Raw genomic sequence first — 23,947 nt, forward strand, 5'->3', positions numbered from 1 at the left:
ATGAGCCGAGCACAAAAACTGGAGCAGATCCGCACTGCCCCTGACTTTGACCTGGTGGTGGTCGGCGGAGGCATCACTGGCGCCGGAGTTGCAAGGGAAGCGGCAGGCAGCGGCATGCGCACACTGCTGGTGGAACAGAACGACTTTTCCTGGGGAACCTCCAGCCGTTCTTCAAAAATGGTTCATGGTGGGCTGCGTTACCTGGGGAGCGGCCACTTCAGCCTGACAAGGGACGCCGTTCAGGAGCGGGAAAGACTGATGGCAGAGGCGCCCGGGTTGATCGACCCACTGCGTTTTATCATGCCCCATTTCCGCAAACAGTTTCCCGGCCCACGGTTGTTCCAGATCCTGTTGCGAGTCTATGACCGTATTGCCCACAATCCTTCGCGGCAGCGGCTGTCGCCCACTGAGACCCTGCAGTGGGTGCCGGGACTGGCCACCGGAAACCTGGTCGCAGCAAGCGGGTTCACCGATGCGGTGACTGACGATTCCCGCCTGGTTCAGCGAATCATTGAGGAAGCCGAAGCCGACGGTGCACTCTGTCTGAATTACCTGCAGGCCGACGAAGTCCTTCGTGATGGGGAAAGTTCTGCCGTAACGGGCATTCGTCTCCACGATACCATTTCCAGGGGCCAGCCCCTCACTGTCAACGCATCCCTGGTGATCAATGCCACCGGCGCATGGGCGCGACAGCTGCAGCAGACTGACGATGGCAAAACCCGTATACGGCCACTCAGGGGCAGCCACCTGGTGCTTCCCTACAACCGCCTGCCGGTTTCCTGCTCGGTATCCCTGTTTCATCCAAAGGACCGGCGCCCGGTATTCGCATTTCCATGGCAAGGCACCACGGTGCTGGGCACCACCGACCTGGATCACCACGACAACCTTTCACGGGAGCCTGCCATTACCCGGGAAGAGCTGGATTACCTTCTAGAGATATCGGATACGCTGTTTCCGGCCAGCGCCATTACCGAGAAAGATATCATTGCCACCTGGGCCGGAGTGCGGCCGGTGGTCAGTGAAAAAACCGGAGATACAAAGGGCATCAAGCCCTCGAAGGAAAACCGCGAACACGTGATCTGGTCCGACAACGGACTGATCAGTATTGCCGGCGGCAAACTCACCACCTTCCGGCTGATCGCACGGGAAGTGCTTGAACGGGCGCGTGACCTGATGCCGGGCCTGTCGCTGCGAGATGACTCCGCCCCGGTTTTCTCCCCGCCGCCGCCTCTCCTGCGGCCGACAGACATCACCCACAGAAACTGGGAGCGCCTTCAGGGCTTTTACGGCCCTGCGCTGGAACAGGTTCTGAATGCCGGTTCTCACCAGACCATTGCCCCTTCGGACACGCTCTGGGCGGAACTGGCGTGGGCCGCAGCCAATACCGATGTCGTACATCTGGATGATCTGCTGCTGCGCCGCACCCGGTTGGGGCTGATACTGCCCTCCGGCGGCGAAGCCCTGCTGCCGGAAATACGCAGGGTATGCCAGCCTGTAATGGGGTGGGATAACGATACCTGGAACCGGGAGCAGACCCGCTATCTCGACATCTGGCGGGCCAGCTATTCGCTTCCTGCGGTTAATGGCGAGCAGGCATGAAACCGACCGAGCCGCTGATACTGGCCATCGACAACGGCACCCAGAGTGTTCGCGCGCTGCTGTTCGATACCCGCGGAAACCTGGCAGGCAAGGGCAAGCAGGATATCGAGCCTTACTTTTCCGAACAGCCTGGCTGGGCCGAGCAACACCCGGAATACTTCTGGGAGGCCCTGGGGAAGGCATGTGACCTGCTCTGGCAGAACACCACGGCGGATCCGGGCCAGGTCGCCGGCGTTACCGTAACCACCCAGCGCGGTACCGTGATCAACCTGGACAGGAACGGCGAACCACTGAGACCCGCCATTATCTGGCTGGACCAGCGCCACGCCAGGGTAGACGGCCCCGTAACAGGCCCCTGGGGCTTGCTGTTCAAACTGCTGCGCCTGGAACCCACCGTCGACCGTTTCCGTGAGAAAACCCAGGCTAACTGGATCGCCCAGAACCAGCCGGAAATCTGGTCTGAAACACGCCATTTCCTGTTGCTTTCCGGGTACCTGAATTACCGGCTGACTGGCCAGTTCCGTGATTCGGTGGGCAGCCAGGTAGGCTATATACCCTTTGACTACAAGCGCCACCGGTGGGCAGGCAAACACGATTTCAAGTGGCGGACAATGCCGGTCACACCGGACATGCTGCCGGAACTGGTAAAGCCCGGCGAGCGGGTGGGCGAACTGACTGCCGAGGCAGCCGCCCATCTTGGGCTTCCGGAAGCATTGCCGGTTATTGCCGCGGCCTCGGACAAAGCCTGCGAGATACTGGGATCTGGCGGCCTGAGCCCGGAGATCGGCTGCATGAGTTACGGCACCACGGCTACGATCAACACCACCAGCAGGCGCTACATTGAGCCGGTACGTATGATGCCGCCCTACCCGTCCGCCCTGCCCGGCAACTATTCAACGGAAGTCATGATCTACCGTGGCTTCTGGATGGTGAGCTGGTTCAAACGGGAATTCGGCCTGCGGGAGCAGAAACTGGCAGAGCAGAAAGGCATTGAGCCGGAAGCACTGTTCGACGAGTTGGTCCGCGCCGTTCCCCCGGGTTCCATGGGCCTGATGCTGCAGCCCTACTGGTCCCCCGGCGTACGCCAGCCCGGCCCAGAGGCCAAGGGATCAATCATCGGCTTCGGGGACGTTCACACCCGCTCCCACATCTATCGCGCCATTCTGGAAGGGCTGGCCTATGCATTGCGGGAGGGTAAGGAGCGCATCGAGAAACGCAGCGGCATTCCCATACGCAAACTGCGGGTGGCCGGGGGTGGCTCCCAGAGCGACGCGGCCATGCAACTGACCGCCGATGTGTTCGGGCTGCCCGCTGAACGCCCCCATACCTACGAGACATCCGGCCTGGGCGCTGCCATTGATGCCGCCGTGGGACTGGGCCTGCACCCGGATTTTGAAACTGCCGTCAGCGCCATGACCCGCGTCGGGGATGTTTTTCATCCACACGAGGATGCCCGGCAGTTATACGATCGGCTTTATCGCGAGGTGTACCTCAAGATGTATCCGCAACTGCAACCCCTGTATCGGAAAATACGGGACATCACCGGCTACCCTCAATAACATCCATAAGCCAACATTCTCTTGAATTTAATGCCCAGTCCGGTAAAACTCAGGAGCTTCCACAGAACAATAATTTCCTGGTTCCGACCAAGAGCATTAAGGCACGCCCGATGTCCGTTGCAGACTACCTGATACCTTACGACTTCTCGCCGGTGACAATACTGGGCTTTGTGCTTGTACTGGGATTCTACGGCTACGGACTGCTGAAAATGCCCGAGGAAAACCGGCCCGGCAGCGGGCGGATACTGGTCTTCGTGGTCGGTGTGATGATGTGTTACGCGGTCATGCAGACCCGATTTGATTACTACTCCCAGTATATGTTCTTCGTTCATCGGGGCCAGCACCTGATTCTTCACCACCTGGGACCTTTCCTGATAGCGCTCTCCAACCCCCTGCCGGTGATGCGTTTTCTCTACAGCCGGATCAGCCCCGGAACAAGACGGGCCCTGAAACCGCTAGGGTGGATATACCGGTTCCTGCAGCATCCCGCCATTGCGTCCTTCCTGTTCGTTGGCCTGATCTACTTCTGGTTGTGGCCGCCGATTCATTTTGACGCCATGCTCAGCCGTGACCTTTACTGGATCATGAACTGGAGCATGCTGCTGGATGGCCTGTTGTTCTGGTGGCTGATCTTTGACTCCCGTTCGCCCGTCAACAGCAATGCCCTGGGCTATGGCAAGCGCATCCTGCTGCTGGCCCTGGTGGCGATTCCGCAGATGATCCTGGGTGCCACTATCGTATTTTCCCGGGGCATGGTCTACGACGTCTATGAGGTGTGCGGCCGCGCCTGGCCTATGCCGCCAGAGACTGACCAGTTGCTGGGCGGACTGCTCACCTGGATTCCACCGGCGATGATGAGCATTCTCGGCATATTGATCATCCTGCGCCGCGCCATGCGCGAGGATGGCAAGGTGTCCCCCTATTCCGAAGAACTGAAGGCAAGCCACTCATGACAATCCAGTCTCATTCACGCCTGCTCAGAATGCTGTCAGTAACGGCCATGACTGTGGCAACGGTGATACTGGCCGGCTGCCTTGGCGACGACGAGTCCTGGCGAGGCAAGGACATCAGCGGCCTGATGCCGGAGCTGGCCTTTGAGTTGACAGACACGTCAGGTAACACCATCACCGCCAGTGAAACGAACGGCGAAATCCGGATGCTGTTCTTCGGCTTTACCTCCTGCCCTGACGTTTGCCCCGCCACGCTCCAGAAGCTGGCCCGTGCAGTGAACGATATGCCTGACAATCTGCAGAAGGACACCCGCATCGTCTTCGTCAGCGTAGACCCGCGCAGAGACACGCCGGATCGGATTGAAAGTTACGTCGATTTCTTCAGCGAAAGAGCCATCGGCCTCACCGGTGAAGAAAAGGCGCTGCGGGAACTGAGTAAACGCTACCGTACCACCTTCGGCTACGATGACCCGGATGCGGAAGGCAACTACAACGTCTCCCACAGCGGCGCCGTCTACGTGTTCGACCGCGAGGGAGACGCCCGCCTTCTGTTCAGGCCCGACCTGAGTGTCGAAGACATCCGGGCGGACCTGGTTGCGCTGGCACAGGAAAACAATTCCTGATGCGAATCCCCCGCCATCCGGAGTTATCCTTCGCCTGACAGTTCACCCGCAAGGATCGGCAACTGCACCGAGCCTTCCAGATTCACGAAGGGTATCAGAGCGTCCCTTGACCAGCTTGCGGGATACTGCGGGTGAAACCCGTACACCAATAATGCCAGCTCGTCACCCGGAGCCAGTGCCTCGGCAACGCCGACCAGCTCGATGACCGCCTGATTCTTCAGCCCCCTCACCGGCTTGATCTGATCGTCGATCAGCTGCCAGCGACTGTCGCCCTCGGCGCGCTTACCGAGACCCACAAACACGATGGGGTCGCAACCGGGCGCATAGGGATCCAACTCCAGTTCACATGAGGATCGACCGGCCAGATCCGAGATGGTAAGTCTTGCCGTGGGAATACCACCGAGTATCGCACCGGCCCCTCCTGCCTGACCCAACGGCAACGCTGCAGGCGGCTGGGTCGCCGCTGCGACGGCCTCGTACCCATTGGGAATTGGCAGGTCCGTGACAACCGTTCGCTCCACGACCGCGTCACCCTCCAGAACGCCACCGGCAAGTGCCGGCGCAGGAAATGAATCAGCCGGTACACTGACAGACTCACCGGTATCCAGAGAGAGACAGACCGCCGAATCGGTGCCTTCGAAATAGCCCGCCAGGGGCTTGCCCTGCAGATGGTGCTGCAGCCAGTTCAACGTTGCATCGGAAATCGAGACATCGCCACAGGCAAACTCACCCGCCGCGCCCTGGAAGCCGGGGATCTCCAGCAAACCCGCGGTGGGATCCAGGAACTCACCGGGCTGGGACTCCTCTGGCGCTTCCACTGGCAGAATGTGCCCCGTCTGGTGCGTCAGCAGGCGAACATCACCGCCGCGGGATTTCAGGCACTCGTAATTGCGCCAGGCGTCGTTGAAGTTGAACAGCGTGTCCTTCATCCCCTGGGTGAGCAGTACATCCACTTCCGGATAGGGAGTAGGCACCACGTCGAACGCGGGCGGATTGATCTGGTAATTCAGCAGATCCGGCGTATCGGACACGGACACCGGTTCACCAGAGCAGCGATAGGCCGGGCTGTGATAGTAGAAGAAGTCCAGCCCTGCTTCCGGGAAGCGATTCAGCGTTGCACCCTGCGCAAGAATCTCCCGAATAATCGGGTCGAGGCCGTCATTACCATTCCCGCTGGAGCCGGCTTCTCCTCCGGCCACCAGAACCAGATCCCATCCGGTCTTGATGACATTGCCGGGGTTGAGGCTATAGCGCAGGTCGTACCAGGTAATGTCAGGCACGAGGGCATCCATCCTCTGCTTGGGATCCTGGCCGTGCAGGAGCAGTTGATAACCACCCCCATAGCTGCCACCAATCGCGCCAACCACCAGGTTAGGATTAAGCTCTTTTGGCAGTGAGGGTTCATTTCGGCGCTGAAGGTAGCCCAGATTCTCTTCAGCCCAATCCAGAATCTGCACCAGATCACGCCCCTCGAACTCGGGGTCCATCACCCTGACCGTCCCTGTGCTTTCACCAAACCCACGCTGGTCAATTGAAATAACCGCGAATCCGGATTCCCGGTAGTTTTCGAAACCTTCTGTAGCGCGGGACCCACCGAAACCATGGCCATGCAGCACCAGGGGATGGCCGCGCGCACAGTCGATTCCGCCGATGGGTTCAAGCACCTGGAAAGCAATGGTTTCACCACTCCCGGACTCCAGCTTGACCGGGTAGCTGGCCCCGCCTTCGGCGGTCGTATCTTCCGAGCAGGACACCGGTGCTTCGCAGCGAGGGGGCATACCGCTGCCCGGATTCTCACAGGCCTGCTCCGGGAGCCTACTGTTACTTTGCGCCGCCTGACTGGATCCCTGACTGTCACCACCCAGATCGACGCACCCGGCAACAGTCACAGTCAGAAAAAAAGCAATCAGGGGCAACCCCCATCGACCCGGACGTAAGGTATGAAACATCACTTGCTCTCCTTGTTATTTGTTATAGGCAATTCAAGGAAAACGACGGGATGAAATAAGAATCTGTTCCATTCGTTGCACTAACAGGCCCGAAAAGACAATAAATGGGGAGAATTGGACGGGTTGCGGCTGCGGGCACATCAATATGTATGCAAATATGACCTATACAGACTGAGTCATAGTTAGGTACATTTACTTACAAGGTGAAGGTCAGGGATAGAACAGAAGTCATCACCTGCACCAGGAGTGAACCTGTGGAATGGCTGAATCAAATCCAGCCTGGGGTTTCGCTTAACAAAGGACTGCCCTCTATGACTTCATGCATGGGTCTTGCCCCTGCTTCCTGCTGGCGCTCGTCCGCCCCGTTCTGCATTACTTCTGTTTTTCCTTCATTGTCCATCGGTTTGTTTGCTGTACCCGGTGATTGGTTGTTCCGGGCCTCTGGCTTCGGAGCGTTATCGCTATGCATCCATGCTGACGCACTGTCAAGGAGAAGATCATGTCGAACTATCTGGCGCCGGGTGTCTTTGTAGAGGAAGTCAGTTTTCGTTCCCGTTCCATCGAAGGTGTAAGCACCAGCGTTGCCGCCATTGTCGGACCTACCCGGTTCGGGCCCATGCAGGGCCGACCAGAAGTTGTCACAAGCTTTGCCGACTTCCGCCGGATATACGGCGATATCCAGGACCTGAACCTGGATGGTAACGAGGTGCTGAACCACACCACCATTGCTGCAAAGGCCTTTTTCGACAATGGTGGCAAACAGCTTTACGTATCCCGGGTGGGCAACTTCCCGGATCCTGACAACAGCTTTGGTACGGCCAGCGATGGCGACAATCATGTCATTTTCCGCAGCCGCTTTCCCGGAGCCATGGGCAACTTCACCCTGGAGTTCGACTGGCGCGATAGCGAGAACCTGCTTCACCTGCAGCCGGTCTCCAGCCCCGCAGTCGATGAGGTTCTGTTCCTCGAAGCAACCGGTGTGACCAATGCCGTCAAATCCGGAGATGGCCCCGATGATGGCGTCTTCCCTCTGACCATCCGCGCCCTGGTGCGCCGTATATCGGATACAGCCTACGCCGTTCACCAGAATCTGGGCCAGATTACAGATACCAATGAAGACCCCGTTGACCCCGCCAGTTTCGAAACCAACGGCGACGGCGAAGGCTTGCTGGAAGCCGCCGGCCTGACAAGGGATAACACAGCATCGCTGCGGTTCACCCGGGTCAGTGTCCGGCAGCCGGCATCCGGCAATCTGAGTGGCGGTGCCTTCGGGTCGCTCAGTTTTTCCGCCCCGACGGATCTTTCCGGCTTCTTTGATGGCGATCACTGGGGTGACCGGACAACCCTGCTGGGGACTATCAATGCCGAAGGGACAGAGTTTCAGATCAACAGCGACCTGAACGAGGATGTGGACAGCAACATCGACCTTCCCCTGGCTGCCCTGGCCGCCTCGCCGGATACCGTCAGAGCAGTCATGGTCCAGAGAACCTTCGATATTTCTGTGCTTAACGGCGGGCCGGACGGCGCAGTCATACACACCTACAGCGACATTTCCACCGCCCACGATGCCAACAACAGTCTTGGCGAGCGGCTACCGCAGGAGCCGGACTCGCGTAATGACCAACTGACCAGCCCGGTCGCCTGCCAATTCGCTGAAGACATTGCCGAAGGCGAAGTATTGGCAGCCCTCTACAGCATGTTCGATGATGACGCCATGAACCCCGAAGGTCTATCGGTTGAAGGTCCCCGATACCTGATCAACCTTGAGGGCGGCTCTGACGGCGAGCTGCCCCAGGCACTTCACTATGGCGGCGTGACTGACGAAGTAAACGGCAGTACAGGGTTTGCTGCCCTTGAAGACATTGAAGACATATCCATCGTCATGACTCCCGCAGCGGCTGCCGATCCTGACCAACACCAGGCCGTGGTGGCGGAAATGCAGAAGCATTGCCGTCGTATGCGCTACCGCATTGGTATTGTCGACAGCCAGGAAGCCATGGCGTTGTCTGAAGTTCGGGGCTTCCGCTCCAACTTCAATGACTCGCGGCTGGCACTTTACTACCCCTGGGTGACGATTTCTGACCCCAGGGGCATACGCAAGACCATCAACGTGCCGCCCGCAGGATTCATCGCCGGTATCTATGCCCATACGGATGTCCAGCGTGGTGTTCACAAAACACCGGCCAACACCCCGGTTCTGGGTGCCCTGCACTTCGCCCAGGAGATCAACCAGTTCCAGCAGGAACTTCTGAACCCTATGGGTATTAACTGCCTGCGCTCTTTTCCGGGACGTGGCCATCAGGTCTGGGGTGGGCGAACCCTCTCGGACGACCCCGAATGGAAATACGTCAACGTTCGCCGTTACTTTCTCTATCTGGAACGTTCCATCGAAAAGTCCACTCAGTGGGCGGTTTTCGAGCCCAACGGTGAACGGCTCTGGGAAAACGTCCGCAACACAGTGGATGCCTTCCTCTTTAATGAGTGGCGTAACGGTCGACTGCTGGGCTCCGAGAAAACCGCCTGGTTCGTACGCTGCGACCGCAGCACCATGACCCAGAACGATCTGGACAACGGCCGCCTGATTTGTGAGGTCGGCGTTGCAGCACTCAAGCCCGCGGAATTCGTTGTCTTCCGGATCGGACAGAAGACCGCTGACAGCTGATTGAACCCTCAAGAAGGATCGTGATATGGCACAGTTCAGAGAAACCCCCTACGGCGTGTTCAACTATCTGGTTGATCTGTCGGATGGCAGCGAAACCGATGTGGCCGGCGGATTTTCCGAAATCTCCGGTCTGAATGCCGAGGTAACAGTAGCGGAATATCGGGCCGGTAATCAGAAAACCAATTACGTCACCAAAGTGCCGGCCATTCACAAATCCGGGGACATCACCCTCAAGCGCGGCGTGATCGGGGCAGAAAACCTTTACAACTGGCTTGATCAGGTGCGCTCGGGCGATATCACCGCCAAACGCAACGTCGTCGTCAAACTGATGAGCGAGAACCACTCGGAGTCGGTGGTCCAGTGGAAGCTGGTCAACGCCATGCCGATCAAATGGACCGGGCCGACCCTGACGGCAAAAGGTGGCAGTGACGTCGCCATCGAAGAACTGGTGCTCGCGGTGGAACACATCACCCAGGAATAACATACGTTTATGGAAACCCTGCTGGCATCACGGATTGAGCTTACCCCCCGCCCCTTCCAGAATCGTGCTCCGGTTCTGGTCTGCGGCATGGTGGGTCATTGCCCCGGAAGAGTTCGGAAAGAGCGGCTATTCACCCTTCCTGAAGCAGTCGATGCCATCCGGGCAGCGGGGTTCGGGGACAGGCTCGAGGCGCTGAAGTCGACGGATGAGGCCATTTTCCACCTGCCAGTTCCACTCAATTCCAGCGCAGAGTTCCACGACATATTCCCGGATGCCGCATCCGCAAGTACCGGCTACCACAGCACTCTGGCCGGATCGAACGCCTGGCTTCCGGGCTGTGTGGACGACTTTTTTGCTAATGGCGGCTCGCGTTTATGGGTTGTGGCTGTGCCCGAAGACGGCGGTCATGAAGCATTCCTGCCTCGCACGGACACCGTACTGCACAACATCTCCACGCTACAGGGCGTTGCATCACTGCTGGTGATACCCACAATCGGGCTGCTCGCCCTACCCGACCTGGAACGATTGCAAATCCCGGCACAACTGTCCGGCATACCGGAACCAGACCACGGCGCGGGCGCACCGCAGTTCATGCCCTGCTCCGAACCACCACCCGAGGAAGACACAGCTCCCGAACCGGCGTCCCCGGCCCCTGTGACGCCATTGGCAACAGAGGATCTGCTCAGGCAGATCCTGCCGTGGCTGTACCAGCACCGCCCCGACATACAGTGTCTGTGGTCAGTGCCGTTGACCTATGATCGGGATCGCCAGATTCCCGCTGTCAGCAACGTGGCGCTGGACGCAATTGATGGCATCGCCGCCACCGACAGCGGCCATCGGCTGCGTCAGGTTCAGTTTGTTTTCCCATACCTGAGCAGTGCCAGTGGAAGGCCCGTCAGCCCCTGCGGTGTGCTCGCCGGTGCGCAGTCCAGTGTGGCGCAGGCCCATGGGCCATGGCGATCCATTGCCGGCAGGGCTCTGGTCACGCGGGGTGATCCTTTCCCGCTTCAGTCCATCCCGGCGCAACAGTCACTGCGGGAACGCCCAGGCATCAGTGTGATAACCCGGAGGCCCCGCGGAGTGATGCTGGATGATGAACGACTGGTTGTACCCGCCCTGCACCCGGATGACTACGCCCACTCCCGTTTACGCAGCCGCTTCGACGCATTCCGAAGTGCGGAGGTGATGCGTTTTCTCGGTTATCTGCGTCGTCAGCTTCAACAGCTCGGGGAACGCCTGGTCTTCAAGACCGACTACCGGGACCCCACCCCCAGGCTGGCGCTGGAGAATTTTCTGGGACAACTTCACCGCCTGGGAGCCCTGCGGGGGAAGCTGCCTGAAGATGCTTTCCGGGTAAAACAGCTACAGGTCCAGGAAGGCGCAGCCGTTTTCGAGATCATGCTGGCGCCAGCGCTGCCAATCGACCACATCCGCCTGACATTCACCAATCGCCACGGCGAGTGGCAGGGGGAACTGCAGGATGAGTGAATTCGTCCCCTTCCGATTCCGCGTCAACCTTCATGACAGTCGCTCCGGGGACCTGTTGTGCAGCGGTGCTTTCAGTGAGGTCACCGGCTTTGAACTGACCATGGAGCCACGCAGCATTGCAGAAGGAGGCCGGAACTGGGGAGAGCACCAGAGAAGTGGTGTTACCCGATTCTCCCCGATGGTCCTGAAACGGGGCGTCACCCACGTCAATGACCTGTGGAGCTGGTTCGACGTTACCACCAGGGGTGCCAACTATGGTTACCGGATGCACGGTGAAATTGTGTTGCTTGGAAACCCCCGGAAATCAGGTGACGAATACCAGGACAACCCTGTGATGACATGGAAACTCACCGGCGTGCTTGCAACGCGATTCAAGGGGCCGGACCTGAACTCTACAGCCAGCCAGGTGGCGATCGAGGAACTGCACCTGGTCCATGAGGGGCTGGAGCTTGAGAGACGATCGTCGGACACCGACCCCACCACCGGCCCGGAGGAGTCAGCATCATGAAACAGCCGGAGCGAGGCAAGCTGATACCGGTTTCCGGCAAGGAAAACACGCCGGACCTGGATAACGCCGTAGACGTACAGTTCAACCCGACCAGTCTGAGGGTCGGGCTGTCCAACTCGCTGAACAGCGGTGATCAGCGGGATTCGGAAAAAGCAGCCCAGTATGTGTCTTCCAGCTCCTCCAGCCTGAGTATCGAGCTGATCTTCGACACCACCCTTCCGGACAGCTATGTGGACGAGGAGGACAGCCCGGATGTGCGACTGCTGACCCGCAGGATTGCAGAACGGTTCCTGAAACCCGGCGATCCCGTCGAAGAAGGCTCTGAAGACAGACAGATACCCAGCCGTTGCCTGTTCCAGTGGGGCGCATTCGAGTTTGTGGGGCTGATGGAGAAATTCGACGAAACGCTGGATTTCTTCTCCCCCGAGGGGACGCCGCTGAGAGCAACGGTTTCTCTCAGCCTCAAGGAAGACAGCTTCCAGTTCCGCAACCGGGATGCGGCCCGGGCAGAACGCGATATGCCCACACTGACCGGCACCGGCAATGGCAGCCAGCCAGGATCAGAGGCCAGCACCCGTCCGGTTCCCGGGGCCAGTGACGGGAGCAAGGGTAACTGGCGGGATACCGCTCTGTATAACGGGGTGGAAAATCCGCGGCTGCCAACGGGCAATGAAATTGCAAATCCTGCGCAGCCCCCAGCCAGGCAACTGGGGCTGGACCAGAAACCGGTCAGCTCGGCCGTTGCAGATGCAATGGATTCTGCGTCCCCTGCCTTCCGCTATGGCAACTCATCCAGTGTGGGCAGCACCATTGAAGGAGCATTTGGCCACCGCCTGGGAGGGAGCGCCGCTGGAGGGCTCAGCGCCGAGTCTTTGCGGGAAACCAGAGACCAAAGGGTGAGCGAGCTTCAGAAGCGGGCAGACCAACCCTGGCTGGAAAGGGCACACCGGGCTGCGCAGGATTCCGGCGTTGGATTTGATTGAACAACCTGAGGGAAGCAGACATGCCATTACTCATTGACGAGGTGATTGCCGAGGTAGAGGAATCGCCCACCACGACTACCGAGACGTCTTCAATGCACCCGGATAGTGGAACCTATCAGGCGCCCCTGTTCGAGCAGCTTGAGAAACTTCGCGAGCGTCAGCAGCGACTCGAGGTGGATTGAGCATCATGAACGATCAGCCGCTGATCAGCGCCCGGCCAGAGATATCGGTGGATGGAGAATCCCGCCTCGACCTGGCAGCCCAACTGGATTCGCTGATGATCCAGCTGCCCTGGCACGGGTGTGCCAGCGCGGAGCTGTCGGTAACAAACTGGGGTCTTACGGATAACCGTTCGCGCCCTTCGTATTTGTTCAGTGATATCGGGATGGGTGCGCAGGTAAGAATCACCCATGGCAGCTCGCCCGTTACCCTGTTTTCTGGCGAGGTAACCGGTATCGAGGAACAGTATGGCGAATCGGCCCCCGGTCTCACCCTGTTGCTTCAGGACCGCCTGCACCACCTCGCACGCCGGCGCCAGAGCGTGTGTCACGAGGACCAGAGCCCCGACGAGGTGCTGCGGGCAATGGCCAGCGATGCGGGACTGGAATCGAACCTGACGGTGTCCGGTCTGACCGCCAACTGGCACCAGCTAAACGAGAGCGATCTGGCTTTCGCGTTAAGACTCTGCGAGCGCTTCGATATCGGGCTGCGCATGGATCAGGGGGCATTAAGGGCCATGCCGGAAGAACCCGACCCCGAGCCGGTCATTCTCGGCCCCGGTAACGGAGCCCTGAGCCTCCGCGTCCTGGCTGACCTGAACCACCAGTATCAGTCTTCAGAGGTAACGGGATATAACCCGGGCACGGCAGAGTCGGTCAACGCGTCTGAAAACCAGCCCGGTGACCCCGGCTCCGGCAGGACAGCCCGCGATACGCTCTCGGAGCTGGGCTGGGACAGCAGCGACACCCTGCCCCATCCCCTGGCCCGCAGCCAGTCTGAAGCAGACGCCTATGCAACCGCCGGTTTCCGGAGACAGGCCCGCCGGTTTCTGCGCGGCGACCTTGCCTGCATGGGAGAAGCCGGTCTGAAACCCGGCAGGGAGATCCGGCTTGAGGGAGTCTCACCTCGGCTGGCGGGGGTCTGGCAGGTCGGTCTTTGCCGGCACGTTTTTGACAACCGCAACGGTTTTCGCACCCACGTAAAAATTCACCGAGCTCACTGGAGCCAGGAATCATGAACAGCCACATTCCAGGCAACCTCCAAAGCCTGCAGCTGGCAGAGGTGACTGATAACGCCGACCCGGAAAACCGGGGTCGTATCCGGATCCGCTTTCAATCCACCGGGCTCGAATGCTGGGCAAGTGTCATTGCCCCCTCCGCTGGAGACGGCTATGGCGCAAGCTTCATACCCCGGGAAGGAGAAATCGTGGTGGCGGCTTTTGCGTCTCCGGATATGCCGCTGGTACTGGGCAGCATATGGACCGGCAGGGAGAGCCGGCCGGAAGAGGCTGATCCGCAGGAGGAACATTATGTGGTGCGAACACCGTCCGGCACGGTCATGGAGTTTGACGACAGCTCATCCGGCCCGTCGTTCGAAGTTCACACCCGCTCCGGGTACAGCATTCGCATTACCGAGAGTGGCGGTGGCGAAATCAATATTGAACGGGGCAGCCAGAGGGTGACACTGACGTCCTCCTCCATTCAGGTCAACAGTGCAGGCCCCGTTGAGATCAACGCCTCCAATGTCAACGTTTCCGCCGGCATGGTTCAGGTGGATGCCGGCATGTCCCGGTTCAGTGGAGTCGTCCAGGCAGACACTGTCATTGCCAACTCGGTGGTGGGAACCAGTTACACCCCCGGCGCCGGAAACATCTGGTAGGAACACCGCCATGAACATGCAACAGAAACTGCACCCGGTAAAACTGAAATCTCCCTTCTACCAGCCCCAGGGCGGCGCGGGGCTGCATCGCTATCTGGAGGCGGACTTTATTAACCGTTTCCGCCAGGATGTGGCTTCCGGCCACTTGAACACCAGCCATGGCAGCAATTGGCAGAACGAAGAGCGCCACAGCCAGTGGGACACGCTGCCGGTTCTACGCCTGCCTACCCACCGCACATTTCACCTGGTCTGTTGCGAGGCAGTCTGTGATCAACTGGGACAGCCCGCCCTGGACCCGCAGAAGATCACCTCGGCGGGTTTTGTCATTCGCCGCATCACCCCGGAAGGCCAGCAGGCGTGGATGCTGGAAGGCGGAGACGCCCTGGGCTGGAAACCGGCCCCCACCCATTCCGGAGATCCGGATCTCGACCGGCGTCTGTGTGCCAGCGGCGTACTCGGAAAACGTACCGGGAACCCCTCCTATACCGGCGAACAGACCCATCCCCTGCACACCCTGGCCACCCGTGACCCTGAGGGCAGGAGCCGTACACTGTTGTTCGGCTACCTGCCGCTGGGCGGCTTCCGTTATCACCAGGACACAACAGCAGCGGTGGCTCCGGAATCACTCGCACAGGCCCGCGAGTTCGACGCACAGTCACTGCGCTGGCCGTTCGGCTTCCGGGACCGGGCCGACCGGCAGTGGCGGGACCAGGACGCCCTTCAGGTTTCATCCGGCCAGCCCAACCTCGCCTTTCTGGATCTGATCCGTGTCCTGACGGACCGCTACCGGGTAGGGGCATCCGGCACGACCGAGAACAGGCATCTGGAGGAACTGTGTGCGGACATCTGGTTTCACAGCACGCCCCATTACCTTGTTTCCCAACTTGTGAAACAGGAGGTGGAAGTAGACGACCTGCCCAAGCACTACCGGAAACAGACGTTACTGGACTACCTGGGGCGCTGTTTCCAACAACCGGAGAATCCGCTGGTGGCCTGGCTGGACCAGCAGGAGCAACTGATCGAGTCCGGAGCAGAACCGCAATTGCTTCCCGACTCCGACGGTTCCGGCTCCCTGTCCTGGCACCTGACACTGTCAGAGGAGCAGGCCTACGCTTTCCGCCATCTGCTCGGCCAGCGCTACCAGCAACTGGTACTGGATCAGGCCCGGGAAATACCGGTGCCCAAGTTCGGAGATGGGGAGAACGATATCTACCGGGTGGTTCCGTTCCTGAGGGTCCGCAATGACCAGGGCAGAGAGCAGATTGTCTGGGCCGACGAAAGCAGCCAGAGCATCAGGTTCCGTGTGGCCAGCCCGCTGGATCCGGAAGCCAGCCGGCCGTCACTCATACCGGTTCCGGGCATGCGTGACCTCAAGCGGGGCATGGCAAAGGGAGCCAGCCTGCTCACCCCTTCAGACACCTTTGCCATGCTCAAGCGGCTGAGGCCGAAGAAGGGCATCGGTAAAGACCTGATGGGGGATGAAGTACCCCAGACCGGCATGCAGTGGATACTGGTTTTCAGCCTGCCGGTGATCACTCTGGTGGCGATGATTCTGCTGATGGTGATGGTGTCGCTTCTGAACATCATCTTCTTCTGGCTGCCCTGGGTGAAAATCTATCTGCCATTCCCGAAGATCAACAGGTAAACGGACCATGCAGGCACCTACACCGAACATACTGAGCTGGCCACTGGGTGGCATCGATGAGTCAGGATCGCTGGACTGGGCCAGGAATGATCTCAGCATCCGGGAAGTGATGCTGAATATCCTGCTGACACGCCAGGGGGAAAGGATACAGCGGCCCGGCTTCGGGGCCGGGCTGCCCGACTTCATCCACCAGCCGAACAATGAGACCACCCGCAACCTGATCGCCGGTGTCGTGCGCAAGAACCTGGCCCTGCTGGAACCCAGGGTGATTGTGGAGCAGGTCACTGTGCAGCCGGGTACAGCGCAGCTTTCAGATGTTCATATCAACATCCGCTACCGGCTGAAACACCGCCTCGAAACGGCAGAGCTGGGTTTTACACTCAACCTGGGAGCATAACGAGGACTTTCTATGCCATTACCTGTTCCCAACCTGGACGACAGACGCTTTGATGATCTGGTTAAGGAAGCCAGGGAGCGGCTGAGTGCTCACCTGCCGGAACTGACCCAGGTAGCTCCCGGCGACCCGGTGCATACGATCACCGATCTGTTTGCCTGGTTTACGGAAACCATTCTTTACCGGGCCAACCTGATCCCCGAGCGCCAGCGGCGGGCTTTTCTCAATCTGCTACAGATACCCGTGCGCCCCGCCCGGGCAGCAAGAGGTATTGTCTGTATCGACGCGGCTCCTGGCAGCACAACGCTCGCTCCGCTGGTCAGGGATGGCAGCCAACTGCGGGGCGGCAAGCATAATCTGACAACACTTGGAGAATTGCAGCCAACGAATCTGAATAGCCGGATTCTGATCAAGGAGACGATTGGCCCCGAGGCGCTGAAGGATATGGGTATCACACCCCGCGACCTCAAAGAACAGTTCGGGCTCGCGGACGGGGAAGATCCCACACCGTTCCTTCCCCGCCAGTTCAGCCCCGGACAGGAAGCCCTGACGCTGGAGGGAAGCCTTGACCAGGCCTTTTATCTGGCCTGTGTTGCCCCAAAGCAGCTTGCAGGCCAGCTCAAGCCGCTGCGGGAGAGCCTCGCCGGCATTGTGCTGAACGTTGCTGTTGCGCCTGCCGACAGGCAGCCGGAGGATCAGGTGGACGATATCGCCCCCCGGGTTCTGGTATGGGAGTTGGTCAACCAGAGCGATGACGGCACCGTGCGCTTCCTTCCCCTTGATGTTATCGACGACAGCTCCAACGGCGGTCGACAGGCCGGAGTCGCCCGCATAAGAATCCCCCGCAATCCCCGGCTGCTTCAGGACTTTTCCAGCACCGACCCGATGTTCAACGGGATCCAGGACCTGCCCCCTGCGCTGGAAGACCCCGAGGAAGCAGCGCGGACGGCGTTCTGGCTGCGGCTGCGATGTCCGGATGAGCCGGGGCTGACACTGGGATACCTTGACCTTAACGGCATCGACGTTGTCGCCCAGGGACAGCGGACCAACCAGATCGTCGGCATGGGAACCGGCATGCCGGATCAGGTTATCGCCCTGCCCGACAACCAGATCGAAGCAACCTCGCTGCATGTGCAGATAGAGGAAAACGGCCAATGGCGGACCTGGACACGACAGGACTTTCTCGCCGGTCAGTCCCCGGAGGCCCGGGTATACCGGCTCGATGCACAAACGGGCTACCTCTATTTCGGTGATGGCATTTCCGCCGGGCGAAGAGTGCCCTCGGGAGCCAGAATCCGTGCCCGGGAATACCGGTATGGAGGAGGCGCCGACACCAGCCTTCCGCCGGAGACCATCAAGGAAATCATCGGTGCCGGCAACAACCTCCGGCTGCGGCATCTCTGGCCACTAACCGGAGGGCTGGACGCGGAAACCGTCGAGCAGGCCGAGAAACGCATTCCGAAGTTCCTGACTCATCGCAATCGGGCCGTAACCGCTACGGACTTCAAGGTGATTACCGAGGGCAACCCGGTCAATCCGGTCGCCCGCGCCGAAGTCAGTCCGGGGTTTCTTCCAGGCAACAGCATTCACGCCGTGCGCAGAAACGTACCCGGTGCCGTCAGCGTGTTTGTGCTGCCACCCGCCGCTCCTGCGATCGGAGCTGGACCAAAACCCAGCCGCGGCCTGCTGAAAGACGTGTTCAGGTACCTGCTTCAGCGCATCACGATCGGGACAGAGCTGCACGTGCTCAGTCCGGAATTTGTCCCTGTAGCGATCTCGGTGCGGGTGGAAGTCAAAGACCCGCAGACCGAACAGCAGACCCTGCAGAATGTCCGCACGGCACTTGTCCATTACCTGTGGTCGCTTCCGCCTGGCGGAGCAGATGGCGAGGGGTGGCCCATGGGGCGTGCGGTCAGCGCCAACGAGTTGGCCACCCAGGTTGCCAGGGTCAGCGGGGTTCAGTCCTGGCATGGTCTGGCCCTGTTCACCCGGGCGGATGAAAACGCAGCGTGGCAATCCCTGGCAGATGGTGACCAGCTGTCACTGCAGGATTACCAACTGCCGGAACTGCTTGGTGTACGGATCGAGAGCGGACCGGGTCCGCTGACACTTCCAGACGGTATAGGCCCGGGGTCCGGCGGACCGCCGAAACCGGGTCCGGGCATTGCCGTCCCGGTCATTCCGGATCTCTGTTAGGTGGTTTATGGACGTCAATAGTACCCGCTATTTCCTGCTCCGCACCGCCGATGAATTTGCGAACGCCTCCACGCGATTGCAATGGCACCCTCTGCGTCAGGCGCTCACCCTGGCCCAGAACCAGGATTTGCGCCTGCCCGCCAGCCAGCCGGAAGAAGCAATGGAGCAATGGCGAACGGCCACCCCGATGGCCATGGACAGCTTCGGGCAGATTGCCCGCCTGTCAGATGACCTCAGACAGGTACTGTTCAACAGTGGACGCGGTGAGATGCCACTGGAGGATGGAATGCTGGAGGAGCTTGCCCCGCCAGATGATTGCCGGTATCTGGACATGAACCTCAACCGGGATGGCCTGCTGGCATTGGCCTGGAGTGACGGGGAAAACCAGCATGGACTGACCCTGTTCCACCTTGGCCACCGTTGGCAGGCCAGCTGCTCCCTGCCGGAGCGGGTACACCGGGTCTGGCTGGACCGGCAAAACCGTGTCTGGTGCCTGGGGGCCAGTCTGCTGATGTTGTGCGAGGGCGAGCCGCTGCCGCTGCCCTACCAACCGGATCAGAGTCGCTTCGAACCGGTGACAGTCAACCCCGGGCAACTGGCAAAGACCTGGCAGCATCCCCTGCCGGAACTGCAGCAATCCCTGGCTTTGTGTGGCGACGAAGAGCACCTCTATCTGCTGGCCGTTGAGGAGTCCGGTCAGCAGGCGGTGTTCGCCCGCCCACAGACCATGGACCCGGAAAAGGAGTGGACCCGTTACCCATTTCAAGAAGACATTCCTTTCTCAATTGACCTCGGTGTGACCGCTTCCGGCAGACTGGCAGCACTGGCGCCGAAGGAAGAAGGCGACACGGAATTCGTGCGCAGGGACTGCCCGGTAATGACCCTCTACCGGGATGACGAGGAGGGAGACCACCAGTCGCGCCTGGTGCGGGAGCGCTATCCGATGCTCTCACTGTCGGTCCCCCGGTTTGTGTCCAGTGCCGATGGCCAGCTCCGTTACCAGGCCGACGCAGGGCCGGAATTCGCCGGCACGCCCATTCGCCCCCGTGAGCTCCACCCCCTGCGCCAGGTCCGCTACCACCAGGAATCCAGCGCCCTGTTGAGCCACACTATGGACTCCGGACATCCGGATACACTGTGGCATCGCGTCTATCTGGATGCGTGCATTCCGGCTGGCTGCAGCCTCACACTCTCCGCCCGGGTCTATGACCATCCGGACAATCGCACGTCTGCGCCGCTGCTCGATCAGCCAGTGCCGGTCTGGAATCACCTGCCTTCCGAGCTGCCATTCGGATCGTCGCTGTCCGGTTACGAACCGGGGCAGCGAGGCCTGTTTGAGCTACTGCTGCAGGCCCCGGATGGAGAGGTCCGGGACATTCGCGGTCGATACCTGCAGTTACAGGTGCATTTCCGGGGAACACTGCGGCAGTCACCCGCGCTGCATGCCCTGAGGGTCTACCATCCCCGCTTTTCCTATCAGCAGCGTTACTTCCCGGAACTCTACCAGCAGGAAAAACGACGCAGCGATGGGGAAAACAGCGGACCCGCCAACGGTGCCGATGTGCGGGAACGACTGCTCGCCAGTTTCGAGGGCATGCTGACACCCCTGGAGGGCCGCATTGCGGCCAGCGACCAACTGGTGCATCCGGATTCAGCACCCACGGAACATCTGCATTGGCTCGCCAGCGCCATCGGTACCGATCTACCCACACACTGGCCGGAAGAACGTCAGCGTCGCTGGCTGAAACACGCCACTGCGATCCAGCAATACAAGGGAACCCTGCCGGCAACCAATCTGGCACTGGACATTGCCTGCGACGGTGCGGTAACGCGGGGAGAAGTGGTGCTGGTGGAAAACTTCCGGCTGCGCCGCACCATGGCCACCATCCTTGGCCGCTACATGGATGACCGGGATCACCCGCTGACCCTTGGGACCGGCATGAGTGGCAACAGCATTATCGGCGACAGCCTGATTCTGGCAGACATCAATGCCCGGGAATTTCTTGCCCTGTTCGCGCCGGAACTGGCGGATGAAGAGGAGAACGAAGCGGTAGAGGCCTTTTTCGACAACCACGGACACAAAGTCAGCGTGGTGCTGAACGGCCCGGGCATACAGCTCCGGAACCGTGTCAGCGAAATTCTGGCGGATGCCATGCCCGCGCATATCCAGTGGCAGTTTGTCGAGAGTGAACAGCCTTTTGTTCTGGGTACCGCGCCACTGCTGGAAGTAGACACTTTTATGGAAACCCGGCCTGCAGTTCGACCGGTTGTACTGGACAACACCTGGCTCGGACAGGAAGGCGTGCTGCGCAACCCCGCGGCCTTCTCGCCTTCCGATGTCCATGCCAGGACCTGATACCAAGGAGGCCACATGAGTAGTGCTGAGGACTTGCCCACGCTGGAGCAGGACGATCAACTGGCAGAGCCCCTGCGCCGTGTCGCCTATGAAGCCGGCATGATGCTGGGGCTGGAAGCCACGCGGGATGAACAGGCCTACCACCGCCGCCGGCTTACCCGCCATCAGTACTGGCTACACGGCTTCGGAACTCTGGCCGGGATGCGGGTCAGCATGAACCCGGAAACCCACGAAAACAGCAGCGACCACCTGGAGGATCTGCAGCTGCGCGTGGGGCCAGGCGTTGGCATTGACGGCCTGGGGCGGGAAGTCATGGTCCATGAGAGTCATTGTATCCGTCTGGCCCAGTGGCTTGCTGCCCAACCCGAAGGAAAGCTACTGGAAGGTTTTGACAGCGACGCAGGGGAGCTCTGGCTGAAGGTGACAGTGCGCCACAAGGACTGCCCCATCGCACGGCAACCGGTTCTGACCCGCAAACTCAATGCGGGAACCGACGCCGTTCAGCCCAGCCGCACTGCAGATAGTGTTCATCTGGAGTTGATCCCCGAATTGCCTCCCGGTTCACCGGAAGAGGGTTTCACCCCCTGGGCCAGCCACAATCCGGTGGACGATGACATGCCCTCTCTGTCTGCCGATGAACAACAGACCCTGAATGACCTGGAAGACAGCAACCCGGAGGCCGGACGCCAACTTGCGCTGCATGCGCGACTGCTCCACGCCCTGGAAAGCAATGGCCTGTCCACCCACAACCTGGCCCATGAACTGGAAGACGGTGCGCGGTTGCTGCTGGCGCGAATCCGGATCGAAACTTCCGACCCGTCCGGCACCGTCCTCAACCCGGGTCTGATTCACATTAACAATCTAGTCCGTCCGTTTCTGGCAACTGCCAGCCAGCTCGCCTGGCTTGCAAGACATAACGGCAACGGGTAACGGCTGAACAAGGAACGGTTATGAGCGACATACTCTTCCAGCCTCTCGGCGACCCCATCGCCGGTGGCGACAACCTGGAAAAGCTCGCGGATATTGATCCGCGCATGACACGAACCCATTACTTTGACGGCCGCCTGTTGACCGCCGAAGATCTGGAACGCGACCAGATCTATCTGGACCAGCGCTTGCGGGAGGTTGGCAAGGCTCTGGGCAGCGGCATCATCGACGGGCTTGAGCTGAGCTTCAGCACCGATCCCTACCGGTTGATCGTCGAACCGGGCAAGGCCATGACGCCAGCCGGGCGGGTATTGCATCTGGGCACCCGAATGACTGTAAACCCCGGCGACAAAGCCCTGATCTCGCAGCTCAACGATGGCAGATACCGCCACTTCAATCGCGGGCTCTACGCAGTGGTGCTGCGTTATGTGGACGTGCCGACCGACATAGCCGAGGTGTTTCCCACTGACCTGAAAGATCGCCGGGGTTCTGATTATGCCCTGGTGACGGAATCGGTCCAGTTGGGACTGGTTCCCCTTCCGGTCGCTTTGCCCGCGCTGGATGTTCTGCGACTGCGAGCGCGGCTGATGGCGGAGCTGCTGGACAGCAGACTGGCCAGCAGCGTGGTGCCCGAAGATTCTGTGGCGCTGGGCGTGCTGGCCATCGCCCAGGATACTCCGCAGTGGGTCGACAACGAACTTCTGAGGCATCCGATTCGCCCGGTATCAGACCATGATGACCTGCAAGAGGATCTCCACCGTCAGTACCAGTCCCTGCTTGACGATATCATCGGACATCGTGCCGCAGGCGGACTCGACCAGCCATTTGCCGCTGCCGATTATTTCCCGGTCATCCCGCCGGTCGGCGGTTTGCCCAAAATTTCCGTGGATCCGGAGAAAGGCTTTCAGAGCTATTTCCCGGCGTCTTTTGACATCGCTATTGCACCGATTCGCCAGGCAGACCTGGAGCTTGTCCGCCGCGAGTCCATGGGGCTTCCGGCCATTGACCTGAATCGGGACCGCGATATCAGCATTATGGTGCTGGCCCCGCTCTCAGACAGGGACTACGGTACCTTGTCGAAGCAACTGGTGGCCGATAATCCCCAGAACGAACGGGACTTTCTGTACCCGGATCCTCTGGCACTGCGGCTTTACAGGAAATCACCGTCCCACAGCCTGGATACCGATGCCAGCGTCTGGGGAGAAATCTGGAAGCGGATCGAAAGTGACAGGCTGGTCTATGTGAGACGCCCGGTCCGGGCCGCGGAAACTGGCATCAGCAGCATTATCCTTGCGAAAGGATCCAGCGTTCCGGATTCGCAACCCGATGACGACGTTGACACCGACACACCGCCAGAGGTGGCAACCGGGATCGAGGATGAGCACACCATCTTCCTACGCATGGTCAATGTGCAGTCACTTGCGAAAATCCGGCCCGCAGCCAGTCAGGAAGGCGAAGAATCCATCGCGGCGCTGACCGAAAACCTTCCCCGGGAGCCCCGCGCCATCCGTGCTGTACTCGATACCCTGTTGAGGGTTGAGCGGCACTACGACGCGGTCATCTGGCAAACCCTTGAACAGGCGCAGCAACAGGACAATCTGCTGAGACTTCGTGATCTCCTCATGGAAGCGGAACCTGATATCAGAAGCACAGCCAGGCATGTCATCCGGGCGGGGACGGATCTGGGCCTTGCGGAAAGCCTGCTACAGCAATGGAAAGAGCAACTGGACGCCCTTCGCTGAGGAACCT

19 protein-coding genes are annotated in these 23,947 nt (G+C 60.1%); 18 read left to right on the forward strand and 1 reads right to left on the reverse strand.

The features are described 5' to 3' along the window. The 4 genes from QPM17_RS20450 (at position 1) to QPM17_RS20465 (ending at position 4,731) form a co-directional block, all read left to right on the forward strand. Positions 1-1,599 (forward strand): glycerol-3-phosphate dehydrogenase/oxidase, encoded by a 1,599-nt coding sequence (locus QPM17_RS20450; protein WP_285393386.1) that lies wholly within the window; start codon positions 1-3, stop codon positions 1,597-1,599. Further along, entirely contained in the window at positions 1,596-3,158 is a 1,563-nt protein-coding gene (locus QPM17_RS20455) for an FGGY-family carbohydrate kinase (RefSeq protein WP_285393387.1), read from the forward strand. The genes QPM17_RS20450 and QPM17_RS20455 overlap by 4 nt, the downstream gene beginning before the upstream one ends. A 110-nt stretch (positions 3,159-3,268) precedes the next feature. Then, on the forward strand, positions 3,269-4,111 hold the full coding sequence (locus QPM17_RS20460) for a cytochrome c oxidase assembly protein (protein ID WP_285393388.1): 843 nt from the start codon (positions 3,269-3,271) through the stop codon (positions 4,109-4,111). Continuing rightward, complete coding sequence (locus tag QPM17_RS20465; protein WP_285393390.1) at positions 4,108-4,731, forward strand: SCO family protein; 624 nt, start codon at positions 4,108-4,110, stop codon at positions 4,729-4,731. The genes QPM17_RS20460 and QPM17_RS20465 overlap by 4 nt, the downstream gene beginning before the upstream one ends. Before the next feature lie 23 nt (positions 4,732-4,754). Here the strand turns inward: QPM17_RS20465 and QPM17_RS20470 are convergent, their stop codons facing one another. Then, the gene (locus QPM17_RS20470; RefSeq protein ID WP_285393392.1) at positions 4,755-6,680 is read right to left on the reverse strand and encodes an alpha/beta fold hydrolase; all 1,926 of its coding nucleotides are present in this window, start codon (positions 6,678-6,680) and stop codon (positions 4,755-4,757) included. A 499-nt stretch (positions 6,681-7,179) separates the two neighbouring features. On the opposite strand from QPM17_RS20470, the gene QPM17_RS20475 reads away from it, so the two are divergent. From QPM17_RS20475 to QPM17_RS20540, 14 genes are read left to right on the forward strand one after another with little or no spacing between them, the layout of a single operon-like run. Beyond that, a complete protein-coding gene (locus tag QPM17_RS20475) occupies positions 7,180-9,342 on the forward strand; it encodes a phage tail sheath family protein (protein ID WP_285393394.1) in 2,163 nt (720 codons plus the stop codon). A 25-nt stretch (positions 9,343-9,367) separates the two neighbouring features. After that, positions 9,368-9,823 (forward strand): phage tail protein, encoded by a 456-nt coding sequence (locus tag QPM17_RS20480; protein ID WP_285393396.1) that lies wholly within the window; start codon positions 9,368-9,370, stop codon positions 9,821-9,823. A 9-nt stretch (positions 9,824-9,832) separates the two neighbouring features. Continuing rightward, on the forward strand, positions 9,833-11,311 hold the full coding sequence (locus QPM17_RS20485; RefSeq protein WP_285393398.1) for a hypothetical protein: 1,479 nt from the start codon (positions 9,833-9,835) through the stop codon (positions 11,309-11,311). After that, positions 11,304-11,819 carry a phage tail protein gene (locus QPM17_RS20490; protein ID WP_285393400.1) on the forward strand — a complete coding sequence of 172 codons (516 nt, stop codon included), beginning with the start codon at positions 11,304-11,306 and terminating at the stop codon, positions 11,817-11,819. The genes QPM17_RS20485 and QPM17_RS20490 overlap by 8 nt, the downstream gene beginning before the upstream one ends. Next, positions 11,816-12,802: a CIS tube protein gene (locus QPM17_RS20495; protein ID WP_285393402.1), complete on the forward strand. Its 987-nt coding sequence runs from the start codon at positions 11,816-11,818 to the stop codon at positions 12,800-12,802. Before QPM17_RS20490 ends, QPM17_RS20495 begins: the two co-directional genes overlap by 4 nt. A 20-nt stretch (positions 12,803-12,822) precedes the next feature. After that, positions 12,823-12,984 carry a hypothetical protein gene (locus QPM17_RS20500; RefSeq protein WP_285393403.1) on the forward strand — a complete coding sequence of 54 codons (162 nt, stop codon included), beginning with the start codon at positions 12,823-12,825 and terminating at the stop codon, positions 12,982-12,984. Positions 12,985-12,989: 5 nt separating this feature from the next. Beyond that, a complete protein-coding gene (locus QPM17_RS20505) occupies positions 12,990-14,039 on the forward strand; it encodes a phage late control D family protein (protein WP_285393405.1) in 1,050 nt (349 codons plus the stop codon). Then, positions 14,036-14,680: a phage baseplate assembly protein V gene (locus QPM17_RS20510; RefSeq protein ID WP_285393408.1), complete on the forward strand. Its 645-nt coding sequence runs from the start codon at positions 14,036-14,038 to the stop codon at positions 14,678-14,680. Before QPM17_RS20505 ends, QPM17_RS20510 begins: the two co-directional genes overlap by 4 nt. A gap of 10 nt (positions 14,681-14,690) precedes the next feature. After that, entirely contained in the window at positions 14,691-16,325 is a 1,635-nt protein-coding gene (locus tag QPM17_RS20515) for a hypothetical protein (protein WP_285393410.1), read from the forward strand. 7 nt (positions 16,326-16,332) lie between these two features. After that, positions 16,333-16,722 carry a GPW/gp25 family protein gene (locus tag QPM17_RS20520; RefSeq protein ID WP_285393412.1) on the forward strand — a complete coding sequence of 130 codons (390 nt, stop codon included), beginning with the start codon at positions 16,333-16,335 and terminating at the stop codon, positions 16,720-16,722. A 12-nt stretch (positions 16,723-16,734) separates the two neighbouring features. Beyond that, positions 16,735-18,915 (forward strand): putative baseplate assembly protein, encoded by a 2,181-nt coding sequence (locus tag QPM17_RS20525; protein WP_285393413.1) that lies wholly within the window; start codon positions 16,735-16,737, stop codon positions 18,913-18,915. A 7-nt stretch (positions 18,916-18,922) separates the two neighbouring features. Beyond that, positions 18,923-21,271 carry a phage tail protein gene (locus QPM17_RS20530; protein WP_285393415.1) on the forward strand — a complete coding sequence of 783 codons (2,349 nt, stop codon included), beginning with the start codon at positions 18,923-18,925 and terminating at the stop codon, positions 21,269-21,271. A 15-nt stretch (positions 21,272-21,286) separates the two neighbouring features. After that, positions 21,287-22,201 carry a hypothetical protein gene (locus QPM17_RS20535; protein ID WP_285393417.1) on the forward strand — a complete coding sequence of 305 codons (915 nt, stop codon included), beginning with the start codon at positions 21,287-21,289 and terminating at the stop codon, positions 22,199-22,201. 20 nt (positions 22,202-22,221) lie between these two features. Beyond that, complete coding sequence (locus QPM17_RS20540; protein WP_285393419.1) at positions 22,222-23,940, forward strand: hypothetical protein; 1,719 nt, start codon at positions 22,222-22,224, stop codon at positions 23,938-23,940. Positions 23,941-23,947: the final 7 nt, after the last annotated feature.

It is taken from the genome of Marinobacter azerbaijanicus (assembly GCF_030250645.1).
Lineage (GTDB): Bacteria > Pseudomonadota > Gammaproteobacteria > Pseudomonadales > Oleiphilaceae > Marinobacter > Marinobacter azerbaijanicus.

Bases quoted from the DNA above. Each gene is read 5' to 3' on its own strand.
- QPM17_RS20450 (WP_285393386.1), top strand. From the start codon at position 1: ATGAGCCGAGCACAAAAACTGGAGCAGATCCGCACTGCCCCTGACTTT.
- QPM17_RS20455 (WP_285393387.1), top strand. From the start codon at position 1,596: ATGAAACCGACCGAGCCGCTGATACTGGCCATCGACAACGGCACCCAG.
- QPM17_RS20460 (WP_285393388.1), top strand. From the start codon at position 3,269: ATGTCCGTTGCAGACTACCTGATACCTTACGACTTCTCGCCGGTGACA.
- QPM17_RS20465 (WP_285393390.1), top strand. From the start codon at position 4,108: ATGACAATCCAGTCTCATTCACGCCTGCTCAGAATGCTGTCAGTAACG.
- QPM17_RS20470 (WP_285393392.1), bottom strand. From the start codon at position 6,680: ATGTTTCATACCTTACGTCCGGGTCGATGGGGGTTGCCCCTGATTGCT.
- QPM17_RS20475 (WP_285393394.1), top strand. From the start codon at position 7,180: ATGTCGAACTATCTGGCGCCGGGTGTCTTTGTAGAGGAAGTCAGTTTT.
- QPM17_RS20480 (WP_285393396.1), top strand. From the start codon at position 9,368: ATGGCACAGTTCAGAGAAACCCCCTACGGCGTGTTCAACTATCTGGTT.
- QPM17_RS20485 (WP_285393398.1), top strand. From the start codon at position 9,833: ATGGAAACCCTGCTGGCATCACGGATTGAGCTTACCCCCCGCCCCTTC.
- QPM17_RS20490 (WP_285393400.1), top strand. From the start codon at position 11,304: ATGAGTGAATTCGTCCCCTTCCGATTCCGCGTCAACCTTCATGACAGT.
- QPM17_RS20495 (WP_285393402.1), top strand. From the start codon at position 11,816: ATGAAACAGCCGGAGCGAGGCAAGCTGATACCGGTTTCCGGCAAGGAA.
- QPM17_RS20500 (WP_285393403.1), top strand. From the start codon at position 12,823: ATGCCATTACTCATTGACGAGGTGATTGCCGAGGTAGAGGAATCGCCC.
- QPM17_RS20505 (WP_285393405.1), top strand. From the start codon at position 12,990: ATGAACGATCAGCCGCTGATCAGCGCCCGGCCAGAGATATCGGTGGAT.
- QPM17_RS20510 (WP_285393408.1), top strand. From the start codon at position 14,036: ATGAACAGCCACATTCCAGGCAACCTCCAAAGCCTGCAGCTGGCAGAG.
- QPM17_RS20515 (WP_285393410.1), top strand. From the start codon at position 14,691: ATGAACATGCAACAGAAACTGCACCCGGTAAAACTGAAATCTCCCTTC.
- QPM17_RS20520 (WP_285393412.1), top strand. From the start codon at position 16,333: ATGCAGGCACCTACACCGAACATACTGAGCTGGCCACTGGGTGGCATC.
- QPM17_RS20525 (WP_285393413.1), top strand. From the start codon at position 16,735: ATGCCATTACCTGTTCCCAACCTGGACGACAGACGCTTTGATGATCTG.
- QPM17_RS20530 (WP_285393415.1), top strand. From the start codon at position 18,923: ATGGACGTCAATAGTACCCGCTATTTCCTGCTCCGCACCGCCGATGAA.
- QPM17_RS20535 (WP_285393417.1), top strand. From the start codon at position 21,287: ATGAGTAGTGCTGAGGACTTGCCCACGCTGGAGCAGGACGATCAACTG.
- QPM17_RS20540 (WP_285393419.1), top strand. From the start codon at position 22,222: ATGAGCGACATACTCTTCCAGCCTCTCGGCGACCCCATCGCCGGTGGC.